The organism is Micromonospora okii, from assembly GCF_020884795.1.
Taxonomy (GTDB): domain Bacteria; phylum Actinomycetota; class Actinomycetes; order Mycobacteriales; family Micromonosporaceae; genus Micromonospora; species Micromonospora okii.
In genome coordinates this window covers 1-11689 of sequence record NZ_BBZF01000028.1, presented here as the reverse complement: position 1 = coordinate 11689, position 11689 = coordinate 1, and the positions used below count along the sequence as shown (strand labels likewise).

9 protein-coding genes are annotated in these 11689 nt (G+C 76.5%); 3 read left to right on the top strand and 6 right to left on the bottom strand.

Going from position 1 to position 11689, the window contains the following annotated elements:
• Positions 1-132: 132 nt before the first annotated feature.
• Positions 133-363 (bottom strand): DUF2188 domain-containing protein, encoded by a 231-nt coding sequence (locus LPU43_RS26190; protein WP_229403204.1) that lies wholly within the window; start codon positions 361-363, stop codon positions 133-135.
• 221 nt (positions 364-584) lie between these two features.
• Here LPU43_RS26190 and LPU43_RS26185 point away from each other — a divergent pair, with 221 nt between their 5' ends.
• Positions 585-1892 (top strand): eCIS core domain-containing protein, encoded by a 1308-nt coding sequence (locus LPU43_RS26185; protein WP_229403203.1) that lies wholly within the window; start codon positions 585-587, stop codon positions 1890-1892.
• A gap of 61 nt (positions 1893-1953) precedes the next feature.
• On the opposite strand, the gene LPU43_RS26180 is transcribed toward LPU43_RS26185, so the two are convergent.
• From LPU43_RS26180 to LPU43_RS26165, 4 genes are all read right to left on the bottom strand, one after another.
• Entirely contained in the window at positions 1954-4140 is a 2187-nt protein-coding gene (locus LPU43_RS26180) for an ATP-binding protein (RefSeq protein ID WP_229403202.1), read from the bottom strand.
• Positions 4137-4859, bottom strand: a complete 723-nt coding sequence (locus LPU43_RS26175) for a Pvc16 family protein (protein WP_229403201.1) — start codon at positions 4857-4859, stop codon at positions 4137-4139. The genes LPU43_RS26180 and LPU43_RS26175 overlap by 4 nt, the downstream gene beginning before the upstream one ends.
• A gap of 10 nt (positions 4860-4869) precedes the next feature.
• Entirely contained in the window at positions 4870-7899 is a 3030-nt protein-coding gene (locus LPU43_RS26170) for a DUF11 domain-containing protein (RefSeq protein ID WP_229403200.1), read from the bottom strand.
• Between the two features lie 185 nt (positions 7900-8084).
• Complete coding sequence (locus tag LPU43_RS26165; RefSeq protein WP_229403199.1) at positions 8085-8708, bottom strand: response regulator transcription factor; 624 nt, start codon at positions 8706-8708, stop codon at positions 8085-8087.
• Positions 8709-8909: 201 nt separating this feature from the next.
• On the opposite strand from LPU43_RS26165, the gene LPU43_RS26160 reads away from it, so the two are divergent.
• On the top strand, positions 8910-10214 hold the full coding sequence (locus LPU43_RS26160; RefSeq protein WP_229403198.1) for a COG1470 family protein: 1305 nt from the start codon (positions 8910-8912) through the stop codon (positions 10212-10214).
• Positions 10215-10339: 125 nt separating this feature from the next.
• Here the strand turns inward: LPU43_RS26160 and LPU43_RS26155 are convergent, their stop codons facing one another.
• On the bottom strand, positions 10340-10786 hold the full coding sequence (locus tag LPU43_RS26155; RefSeq protein ID WP_229403197.1) for a PRC-barrel domain-containing protein: 447 nt from the start codon (positions 10784-10786) through the stop codon (positions 10340-10342).
• Positions 10787-10988: 202 nt separating this feature from the next.
• Here LPU43_RS26155 and LPU43_RS26150 point away from each other — a divergent pair, with 202 nt between their 5' ends.
• Complete coding sequence (locus LPU43_RS26150) at positions 10989-11237, top strand: SCO4848 family membrane protein (RefSeq protein WP_229403196.1); 249 nt, start codon at positions 10989-10991, stop codon at positions 11235-11237.
• The last annotated feature ends 452 nt before the right edge of the window (positions 11238-11689 follow it).

Genomic DNA, 11689 nt, shown 5'->3' with positions numbered 1-11689 from the left:
TACGGGCGGCGCGGGGGCAGAATCCGCGCCGCAGGGGCAGGCGGCCCGGCCCGCCGGTCGTCAGACCATCCGCCTGGCCGCCCGGGAAGGAAGCCGGGCGCGGCGCGGCGGGCCCGGGCCGCCCGTCGACCGTCAGCCCGGGATCTCCCGGGGGTCGCGGCTGCGGGGGTACGTGTTCTTCTCCCCGATCGTGCCGTCCTGCTTCTTGATCACGTGCTCCACGCCCCGGTCCTGGGCCATCTCCCGCCCCCGGTCCTGCGCCTCGTCCTTGGTGGCGTGGGTGCTGCTCGCCTGCTGGTTGCCCTCCGGGCGGTTCTTCCACTGCCCGTCCTCGTGGTACGTGTCGACGTCACCCTTGGCCATCGCCGACTCCTCTCCGTCCTGGGCCTCCTCGGCATCCGACCGAGCTGTCCGCTCAGTAGTTGCCGCGACCGCCCCCCGCCAAACGGCCCCGCGCTGTCCCTTTGGGACACACCGCCCCGGTCGCCCCGGCCCGTGATCCTGGCCGCGCGCACCTCGACCGGCCGGCGCGGCCGGGACTACCGTGGGCGTCGATGCCCGCCCTCCCAGCTAGGAGGCGCCTCGTGCGTGCTCAGCGGCCCGTAGCGACATCCGGCTCACGGGAGGAGCGGGTACGCTCCGCCCCGCCCAACGGCCGCAGCGGCGACGCGCCCGCACTCGGCGGCGGCGCGGGGCGCAGCCCGGGCGAGGTCCTCGCCCTGCAGCGAACGGTGGGCAACCGCGCCGCGTCCCGGATGATCGAGCGCGACGAGCACGAGCACGGCGCGGGCTGCGGCCACGACACACCCGCCGTCCAGCGCTCCACCGTGCACGAGGTGCTGCGCGGCGGCGGCCGGCCCCTCGACGAGGCGACCCGCGTCGACATGGAGGCCCGGCTCGGGTCGGACTTCTCCGACGTACGGGTCCACGACGACACGGCGGCGCGCGTGTCGGCGGCGGAGCTGGGCGCGCGGGCGTACACCTCCGGCAACCACGTGGTGCTCGGCGAGGGCGGGGGTGACCGGCACACCCTGGCCCACGAGCTGACCCACGTCATCCAGCAGCGACTGGGCCCGGTCGCCGGCACCGACGACGGCACCGGGCTACGGGTGAGCGACCCCGACGACCGGTTCGAACGCGAGGCCGAGGCGACGGCCCACCGCGCCCTCACCACCGACGTCCCTGCGCAGGCCGACCCGGCCACCGTCGAGCTGCCCTCCCTCGCCGGCCCCGGGGCGCAGACCCCCGTGCAGCGGCTGCCGAAGGCGGTACGCACCAAGACGACCGACCAAACCGGGCCGTACAGCGGTCGCGCCACCCGGTCGCGGTCCAAACCGGAGGCGGACCTCAACGCCCCCCGGCTGACCTTCACTTCCGCCTACGACGGCCCGAGCACCCAGCGACTGGACACGCGCCAGTCCATCGGGTTCACCCAGGCGGCCACCCTGCACCGGCCGGACAACGCGGCGCTGTCGGCAGCGACGCTCTACGACTTCCGGCAGGAGGTCACCGACGAGTTCGTCGCGTACACGGTGGACGAGGACGGCGCGGTGGGCTCCCCGCAGCACGAGGGCAGGCCGTGGGCGCAGGACGGGCCGTACCGCCCGAACTACACCAACCCGGTCATCCAGACATCGCCGGCGGCCATCGTCTTCAACGACGACCCAGGCTTCTCCACCACCAGCGCGATCGGCGAGGGCAGTTGGCTGGCCAGGTACGAGGTGCGCTTCCGGTGGCGGGTCAGGCGGCGGGACGCGGAGAGCCAGACCTGGGTCAGCAGCCCGGAGATGAGACACAGCCTCACCTCCGACTTCGACCCCGAGAACCCGCCGCAGAGCGGCGCGATCGACCACGCCGCCGCCGGCGACCACGAGTGGGACGTCTCACTCTGACCGGCTGCCCGTGCCCGCGCGACGCGGGAGGGGCCGCCCCGACGCGGCGGCGGGCGGGGCGTCAGCGACGGCGCGGTCCCGTGCCGTTCGCCGCCGCCCCGGGCAGGACCAACCGGCCCAGCTTGCGGTACTCGCGCTGCGCGGCGGCCACCAGCATCGCCATGGTCACGGGTGTCCCGGCTGCGGCGGCCAGGTAGCCGGCGCTGACCGCGCACGCCCGGATGCCGCCGCCGCTGAGCTCGAAGTCCCCCGCGCAGCGGTCCAGGTCGACATCGTCGGCGCGGGGCAGCTCGGTGCCGAGGCAGCGGTCCCACAGCGCCCGCCGCTGGGTCGCGTCGGGGGTCGGGAAGTCCACGATGACGTCGAGCCGGCGCAGGAACGCCTCGTCCAGGTTGGCCCGCAGGTTCGTGGTGAGCACCGCGACGCCGTCGAAGGACTCCATCCGCTGCAACAGGTACGCGCTCTCCAGGTTCGCGTACCGGTCGTGGGCGTCGCTGACCTCCGAGCGCTTGCCGAAGATCGCGTCGGCCTCGTCGAACAGCAGCACCCCGTTGACCCCGGCCGCCTCCGTGAAGATCCGCTCCAGGTTCTTCTCGGTCTGCCCGACGTACTTGTCGACCACCGTGGACAGGTCCACCACGTACAGGTCGAGGCCCAGGTCGGCGGCGACCACCTCGGCGGACATCGTCTTGCCCGTGCCGGAGCCCCCGGCGAACAGGGCCGTCACCCCGCGGCCCCGCCCGCCGCCCGGGCGCAGCCGCCAGCCGCCGAGCACCTGCTCGCGGTGGCGCACCCGCAGCGCCAGCTCGGTGAGCTGGTCGCGCACCGGGGCCGGGAGCACCAGGTCGTCCCAGCCGACGGCGGGCTCCACCCGCCGGGCCAGCCGCTCCAGCGCCGCCGCGTTCTGCGAGCGCACCCCCGCCCGGACGTGCCGGGCGGCGACCCGGGCCGCCCCGTCGAGGACGGCCTGCTGCGCCGCCGCGACCGCCGCCCGCCGCGTCTGGTCGGGGGCCAGCACGTACGCCGACAGCTCCCGCTCCGGGTCGACGTCGACCGCCACCCGCGCCGACCGCCCGGCCAGCGCGTCCCGCCACAGCCGGGCCCGCTCCGCTGCGGCGACCGGATGGGCGGTCGCCAGCAGCGGGGACTCCTCGGCCCAGTGCGGGTCCCAGCGCAGCCGGCCGGTGAGCAGCACCGGCACCGGGAGGCCGGCGAGCCGGCGCAGCAGCCGGGCGTGGGCCGGCCCGGCCGCCGGGTCGAGGGTGTCGACCGGGCCGACGACCAGCCCCGCCCGGTGCAGCCGGGCCTCCCGCACCGCGACGGCCAGGGCCTCCTCCGGCGCCGGGTCGGCGGTGAGCGCGTCGAGGTCGAGAGCGAGCGTGCGCCGGCCGGCGGCGGCGAGCGCGGCGGCGGCCAGCTCGCCGGCCGCCCCGCCGGGCTCCTCGCGGAGGTAGGCCAGCCGGTCGCCGGCGCGGATCGCCGCCGCCAGCCCGGCGGTCACCCGGTCCGGCTCCACCCGCGTCGGCCCCGGCCCGCCGACCGGGCCCGTCGGCCGGCGGACCAGGCCGTCGAGCCGGCGGTCGACGCCGCCGGAGCCGAGCAGGTGCGCGGTCACCCGGTCCGGCACCCGCAGCGCACGGGTCAGGAAGGGCCGCTCGGGCTCCTCCACCAGGAGCAACCCTCCGCCCACCAGCGGCCCGGTGTCGGCGAGGCGGGCGCGGGCCGGGCCGGCGACCGGGGACGCGCCGCAGAGCGACAGGGCCAGCCCGGTCGTCGCCCGGCGTCGGGTCACGTCGTCGTTGAGGTACCCGTACAGCTTCTCGTAGCGCCGGTCCAGGTCGGGCAGGAGCGCGATCAGCAGCACCTCCACGTCCAGCGGGGTCAGCCCGAAGTCCTCGGCCACCTCCCGCAGCGGCACCCGGGCGCCCGCCGCGCGGGCCCGGTCGGCCCACCGGTCGGCGGTCTCCACCGCGTCGGCGGCGATCTCGTCGGGGGCGGGCGGGGCGGGGTCGTCCACGAGCCGCCAGGCGTCGTCGTCGGAGACGTGCAGCCCGCGCAGCGGGTCGTCCGGGGCCGGGTCCGCCGCCCGCGCGGCCGCGACGGCCCGCCGGACCCGCTGCTCCGCGAGGAAGAGCCGGGCCCGCAGGTACGTGGTGCCGGGCGGTGCGACCCGACCGGTATCCCGGGCGCCGACGGGCGGCCCGTCCGGCGTGGCTGCCTGGGGCTCCGCGTCGACGGGGGCGCTCACCGTCGGCCGCCCCGGACGGGCCCACCCGTGCCCTGCCGGCGCTGCCGCTCGGCGGCGGTGCCCCGCGCCCGGCGTACCCCGATCGGGGTCGTGGTGTCCACCGGCTCGGGGTGGCGCAGCCGCCGCGTCTCCGCGCCCGCGACGGGCTCGGTCCGGTCACCGGTACGCAACAGCAGCCCGTCGGTGACGGGCTTGGCGGCGAACGTCGCGGACGCCGCGATCGGCGCGGTCACCACCAGGTCCAGCGACGGCTTCAGCGCCCCGCCCAGGGCGGACCAGATGTCGGCCAGCCCCCGGTCCCGCGCCGGCGGCACCGCGACGCTCATCGGCACGGTGAGCCCCAGGGCGGCGAGCCGGCCGATCATCCGGTCGGCCGGCAGCACGTCGTGGGCGACCAGCCCGGCCAGCAGCACCGACAGCAGTCGGTGCTCGTCCTGCGGCTGCGCCGTCCACGCGGTCACCAGGTACGACAGGGCGAAGTACCGGGGCGGGCGGTGCTCGGCGACGACCACGCCGTCGCCGTCGCACTCCTCGATCCGGCCCTCCCGGCGGTGGGCCATCTCCTCCCGCACGTCGTAGAGGAAGACGTTCACCGTCGGGGCGTTGCGCCGGGACTCCCACTCGCGGGTCGGCGCGTCGAAGGCGAGCTGCACGTCGGTGCCGGAGAGCATCTCCTCGGCCAGCAGCCCGCGCAGCGCCTCGTCCACCTCGTGGATCATCGTCGTCCCCTCACCAGCCGCGCCCGAGCAGGCCGGGCGGCTGCTGGGCGGGCATGACCACCCGGAAGTCGGTGCGCACCACGCCGAACCCCGGGCCGGTGGCCAGGATCTTCCGGGGGCCGAGCTGGTCGCGCGGCACCACCAGGAGCTGGGCCGCGAAGGTGCCGTCGCGCGCCGGCACGGCCGGGTTCGCCGCCACGGTGAGGCCGACGTCCCAGGCCAGCCGCACCGGCACGCCGGGCGGGAAGTCGGTGCCCCGGACCGAGGTGACGAAGCCCGGCGGCCCGATCTCCGGCACCGCCACGATCCGGGGCCGGAGCACGCGGAACGGGGCCTGGGCGGTGTCGTCGAGGCCGCCGTCGGCGACCACGGTGCCACGGGTCGTCGTCGCCGTGGCCGCATCCGGGGCCAGTACGAAGGTCAGCCGCCGGCCGGCACCCGGGGCCAGGTCCGGGACCGGGCAGGAGGTCGCGGCGCACCCCGCCGGTCGGGTGCGGACCGGCACCCGCGCCGGCAGGGCGGGGGTGATCCGGACCCCGGTCGCCACCCGGGCGCCGATGTTGCGGACCGTGTAGGTCACCCTGACCAGCCCGCCCACGTACCCGGGGGTGGGGTTGACCGTGACCGTGATGTCGAGGCCGGTCGGCGTCGGGGCGGTCGGGGCGGGCGACGGGCTGGCCGGCGGGGTGGTGGGCGGGACGGTCGTCGGCGCGGGGGCCGGGGTGACGGCCACCGGGACGGACGCCTCGTTGTCCGACGGCCGCGCGTCGGCCGTCCAGTCCCCGACCGACCAGGTCAGCGGGTACGTCCCGGCGGTCACCCCGGTCAGCTCCACGCGCACCCGCACGGTGCGGCCCAGCCCCAGGGGGCCCAGGTCGCACCCGGGCGGGTCGAGCCGGCAGGAACCCACCTCCGGCTCCAGGGCGACGACCCGCAGGCCCTCCGGCACCCGCAGGTCGAGGCGGACGTTCGCCGCCGGGGTCGGCCCCCGGTCGGTCACCGTCACGGTCACCGACGTCCGCTCGCCGACCCGGACCGGCGCGGGCGGCTCCGGGGCCGCCGTCGCCACGTCCACCGACCGCTGCCAGGCGGGCTTGCGGTGCCGGCCGGGCACCTCCCAGGTCAGCCCGTCCAGGACGGCGGTGCCGAAGTCGTACGTCTTGACGTACTCCCGGCTCGTCAGCTCGGCGGACCGACGCGAGTTGAAGGCGAGGGCGCTCCCGTCCGGCGACCAGGCCACGTCCCGGGGCCGGTACGGGCCTTCCGAGCCGGTCAGCGGGCCCGCGCAGCCCACCCCCGGCGGCGTCAGCACCTGGCACCCGCCGCCGGTGGTGTCGGTCACCACCAGCCCGTCGGCGCCCCGACCGAACGCGATCCGGGTGTTGTCGGGGGAGAAGCTCGGCCCGTAGTCCGCCACGGTGCACCCCGGGCAGCTCGCGTCGGTCAGGTCCCGCTGGCCGGCACCGTCCCGGGCCTGGACCGTCCACACGTGGCTGTCGGCCGCCGCCCCGTCCGGCTGCCCCCGGACGAGCGCCAGGGTCTTCCCGTCCGGCGACCACGCGGGCTGGCTGTCGGACGCGCCGCCCGACGGCACGGCGAGCAGACGCGCACCGGAGACCGCGTCCGCCACCACCACCCGGCTCGGCCCGCCCGGCGTGGCCAGGGCGTACGCGATCCGGGTGCCGTCCGGGGACCAGGCCGGGTCGGTCTCCAGGTCCGCGTCCCCCCGCCCGGCGAGGGGGAGCGGCCGTGGATTGCCTCCGTCGGCGTCGACCACCCAGAGGCGGGAGACGCGGCGGCCGGCCACCGTCTCGAACCGGTTCACCACGATCCGGCGACCGTCGGGGGAGTAGGCGGGGCGGGCCGTCCACGGGTCGCCGTCGACGGGCCGCCAGAGCAGGTCCGGGTCGGTCGCCGCGCCGGGGTCCTCGCGCAGGACGGTCAGCCCGAGGTCCCGGGGGTCCGTGGCGTCCGGGCGGATGTCCTGCAACCGCACCGTGTACCGGTCGGGCGCGGTGGTGCGGTTCACCAGCAGGCGCGCGCCGTAGGTGCCCGGCGGCACGTACCAGCCGGGGCGGGTGATCCGGCGGTCCTCGGCGAGGCGGAGCACCGCCTCGCACGGGCACCAGTCGGGGCGCGGCACCCCCGTGTAGAGCAGGTCCACCTCGCCCCGGGCGCCGTCCGTGCCGGTGCTCCGGCTGAGGAAGGCCACCGTGGTGCCGTCCGGCGACCAGCTCGCCTGGTGGCTCTCCCAGCGCGGGTCGAGCAGCAGCCGGTCGTCGCCGCCCACGCTGTTCATCAGGTGGATCTGCCGGCCGTCCGGGCTCCCCGGCGCGGCCGTGTACGCGATCCGGTCGTGCGCCGGGTCCGGATCCCAGGCCGGCTCCCCGGCCCCCTCCGGCCGGGCGGTCAGGGCGGTGGCCGGGCCGCCGTCGACCGGCACGCGGTGGACCTGCGGCACCCCCGCGTAGTCGAGGCGCTCGAACGCCAGCGCCGTCCCGTCCGGCGACCAGGTGGGCCGCCGGTTGTCGTTGGTGCCGTCGGTGACCTGGCGCAGCCCGCTGCCGTCGACGCCGACGACGAAGAGGTCGTGCCAGCTCCCCACGCCGTCCCGGGTCTGCTCGAAGGCGATCCGGGTGCCGTCCGGCGACACCGCCGGCCACCCGGCCACCTGGCCCGGGTCGGCGGTGAGCCGGGTGGCCTCCCCGGCGCCGCTCCGCACCCAGAGCTGGGCCAGCTCCGACTCCCGCCGGCTGACCCAGGCGACCACGTCACCGTCGGCGGACGCCTCGTCGTCGAAGTGCGCCGGCCCGCCGCCGAACAGCGGCTCGGCCGTCGCCGCCGCCCCGGAGCCCGAGACCAGGCCGATGCTGCGGTGCCCGGTGGCCAGGTAGGCGACCCGCAGTTCGGTGACCGGCGGCGGGTCGGCCGGCTCGGCGGAGGACACCCGGGCGGGTGCGACGGCCAGCGCCCACCCGCCCAGCAGCGCGCAGACCGCGATCGCGGCGGCGACCAGGTGGGGCCTTCGGGTGGGACGCAATCGGCACCTCGGCGGTGGGGAGGGTGGCGGGCGGCCACGTCGCACGGCCCAGGTGGCCATCGTCCGCGCCGGGCGGGCTCCGGCACAGGGCCGCCCGGCCAGGGACCGGGGCAGACCCGCGTCGGCGCGGGCAACGGGTCGGCGTCCCGGCGGCCAGGGCGGCGGCCGGGACGCCGACCGCCGGCTCAGATCAGGTCGTGCCGCAGCGCGTACGCCACCGCGTGGGCCCGGTTGCGCAGGTGCAGCCGGGTGGTCAGGCCGTGCACGACGTTCTTCACGGTCCGCTCCGAGTACGACAGCTTGGCGGCGATCTCCCTCGTCTCGAACCCGTCAGCGACCAGCCGCAGGACGTCGACCTCGCGGGCGCTCAGCCCGCCGACGCCCGTCCCCCGGGGGTCGAGCGCGTCCCGCTGGAGCCGGCGCATCTGGTTCAGCAGCCGGCCGAGCAGGTCGGCCGGGACGCTCCCCTCGCCCCGGGCCGCCGCGAGGACCACCTCGACCAGGCGGGTGGCGGACGCCTCGCCCCGGCGCACCACCCCCACCACCCCGCACTCGACGGCGGCGGACAGTTGGCCGTCGTCGATGGTGGACGCCACCAGGACCAGCCTCGTCTGCTGCTCCCGCCGCAGCCGGCGCAGGGTCTCGATCCCCTGCGGGGTGAGACTGTCCACGACGACCAGGGTGACCACCGCCTCGCCCGCCTGCCCCCCGCCCACGACCCTGACCTCGGGGCGGCCCGCGAGCTGACCCGTCACGCCCGTCCACGAGATCGGGTCCGTCGCGTGCACGTGAACCGGTACCCGCTGCATCCTCGTCTCCTCTCCCCAGCCGCGGCTCACGCGCCGACGGCCCGCAGAGTGTGCGGCGAGTGTCTTCGCGGGCACTTAACGTCGCCCGGACGGGCGGACCTGGCTGCCCCCGGCCGTACCCCGATGGCCGCCGGGTCTCTGCCCGAGGTCGTACCCCGATGGCCGCTGACACGCCGGGGGCGCGCTCCTACGCTGCGAAAAATGCGCGCATCGGCGAATCTGGCCAGCACCTCCGTGAGCGTCGCCCCGGGCGGCGTGGCCGAGGTTCCGGTCACCGTGCGGAACGCCGGCGACACCGTCGAGGCGTACCGGGTCGAGGTCCTGGGCGTGCCGGCGGAGTGGGTGACGGTGCAGCCGGACACCCTCAACCTCTACCCGGCGGGCTCGGACACCGTCACGGTCACCTTCCGCCCGCCCCGGTCCTCCCGGGTGGACGCCGGGGACCTTCCCTTCGGCGTCCGGGTAACCCCCTCCGAGTACCCCGATTCGGTCGTGGTGGAGGAGGGCGTCCTCACCATCGAGCCGTTCGCCGAGGTGGCGGCGCAGGTGCAGCCGCCGTCGCGGAGCGGGCTGCGCTCCGCCCGGTACCGGATCGACACCGACAACCTCGGCAACGTGCCCGAGCTGGTGGGCTTCGCCGCCGTCGAGGGCACCGACCAGGTGACGTTCGTGCTGCCCGCCGAGCCGGTCGCCGTACCGAACGGCACGCGCGCCGAGACCCGGCTGCGGGTACGCGCCCGCCGGCTGCTGTGGTGGGGCGAGCCCAAGGAGTACCCGTTCGCCGTCGAGCTGCGGCCGACCGACGGACTGGTCCGCAACCTGGACGCCACGTTCGTCCAGCGCCCGGTGATCTCGGCCGGGCTGCTGAAGCTGCTCGCCGCGTTGCTGGCGCTGCTCCTGGCGCTGGCCGCGATCTGGTTCGGGCTGCTGCGCCCGCAGGTGAAGACCGCCGCCCGGGAGGCGGTGGAGGCGGAGAAGGCCCGGCAGGTCGCGCAGGGCGAGACCGTGCCGTCCCCGTCCGCGCAGCCCGGAGCGCCGGGGGCCTCACCGGGCGCGCCGGGCGGCGGCGTGCCCGGCGGCGGTACGCCGGGCGGCGGCGCGCCGAACGGGGGCGGGCCGGGCGGCCCCGCGGGTGGTCTCGGCGGCGAGCAGTTCTCCGTCGCCATCACCTTCCGGACCAGCCCCAACGGCTCGGCGCAGCGGAGCTACACCGTCCCCGAGGGGCGGACGTTCCTGCTGACCGACTTCCTGGTCGACAACGTGCAGGGCGACGAGGGCACGCTGACGGTCACCGCGAACCAGGTGCGGGTGGTCACCTACGCGCTGGAGAACTTCCGCAACCAGGACTACCACTCGGTCACCCCGATCCGGGTCCCCGCCCGGGGCAAGGTGACGCTGACGGTGGTCTGCCGCCGCCCGGGCACCCCGGCCAACGCACCCCGGGCCACCACCTGCCGCGAGTCGCTCTACCTCAACGGGGTGCTCACCAAGGCCCCGGAGGACTGAGGCCCCGCCGCGCGCTCCGTACCGGTGCCGGCCGGCGCCCTTCTCCGCGTGGGCCAGGCCCGCGCACCTCGGTCAGGTCGCCCGGCTCGTCAGGTCCGCGAGCCGGGCGCCGTCGCCCGCCGTCCTCAGCCCCGTTGGTAGCTGTCGGCGTAGTAGCCGCCGACCCGCTCGCGGTACTCGGGCTGGCCGAACGCGTCCGGATCGAAGGCCGGCGAGTCCTTGATCTGCTCCCGGGTGCGGTCCACGTGCACGGTGCGGTCGAGGTGGTCGACCCGGGCCACCGTGCCCGCCGGCAGCAGGACCTTGCGGCCGAAGATCCACGGCCCGGTGTCCACCACCAGGTACCGGGCGTCGGTGTCGTTGCTCGCCTCGTCGATCGAGCCGATCCGCCCGTCGACGGCCTGCACCCGGTAGCCGGCCAGGTCGATCGGGGTGCCCGGTCCGGGGGCGTCCGGCCCCTCGGAGCCGTGCTCCGGCCGTTCCTCCGGCCCCTGGGACGGGTCGGGCCGGCTGTAACCGCCGGCCAGAGCGGCGGGGTCGCGCCAGGCCCACGGATTGAAGGTCGGTTGCATTCGGCACCCCCGGTCACGGTCACGTCGAACGGTGGAACAGTGCCCTCCGGGCCCCGCCCGGAAACCGCCCGCGCGCCTGGGCCGCCGCCTACGGAACGGTGAGCGCCGAAGCCGCTTCGTCTCGCCTGACCTGCGGCGGCGCGCCCTGAGCGCCGCGCGGCCGACGGGTCGCGCCAGCGTTGCGCTGGCATACTGGCCACCCATGGTGCTGTCGCGCGCGTGGGCGCTCTTCCTCGTCGGGGTCGGCGTGTGGACGTGGGCCATCTGGCCCCGGTTCGCCGTCGCCATCTGGAACGACCCCCGCGCCTGGGCGGGTGGGGTCGTCGGTGAGGGGACACCGACCGGGTTCCTGTGGGTGCACGCCCTCCTGATCGCCGCCTCCCTGGCCATCGGGACGACCGTGGGCGTCCTCGGTGTGCGGGGCTGGCGCGCCGCCCGCCGCCGGGGCTGAGCCCCTGAGCTGGTCGGATGCCCGACCGCGAACGATGTGACGCGCGACGCTACCCCCCGATTTGACGATCAAACCCGGGACGCGTAACTTTCTCTCTGCCAGCGCGGAACGGACGAAACAGGGCGAAAGTCCTGGAGGCCGGGCGCAGGAAAGAGTCTCGGACGCCGGGGGTTGTACACCTCGGAGCCCGGACCGGGCGGGGCCCTCAGGGTTCGCCGAGAGGCGGATTTGGAGCGGCGGAAGCGACCGGGTAGGCTCGACGACCGGTAGGGAACCGGGCGAGCTAGCGGGAGACCGCAGCGGCCGGCCTGCCGAATCCGATGATCAACCGCAGTGGTTCGCCGCTGCGTGCGCTCGTCGACGCGGTATCCGTACGAAGCACGACAGACCGGGACACACCGGTTTGACACGGCGGAGACGGGGAAGTAAGGTAGTAAAAGTGCCCGGCGCGA

Coding starts and splice junctions, on each gene's coding strand:
- LPU43_RS26150 (WP_229403196.1), top strand. CDS start 10,989: ATGGTGCTGTCGCGCGCGTGGGCGCTCTTCCTCGTCGGGGTCGGCGTG.
- LPU43_RS26155 (WP_229403197.1), bottom strand. CDS start 10,786: ATGCAACCGACCTTCAATCCGTGGGCCTGGCGCGACCCCGCCGCTCTG.
- LPU43_RS26160 (WP_229403198.1), top strand. CDS start 8,910: ATGCGCGCATCGGCGAATCTGGCCAGCACCTCCGTGAGCGTCGCCCCG.
- LPU43_RS26190 (WP_229403204.1), bottom strand. CDS start 363: ATGGCCAAGGGTGACGTCGACACGTACCACGAGGACGGGCAGTGGAAG.
- LPU43_RS26175 (WP_229403201.1), bottom strand. CDS start 4,859: ATGATCCACGAGGTGGACGAGGCGCTGCGCGGGCTGCTGGCCGAGGAG.
- LPU43_RS26165 (WP_229403199.1), bottom strand. CDS start 8,708: ATGCAGCGGGTACCGGTTCACGTGCACGCGACGGACCCGATCTCGTGG.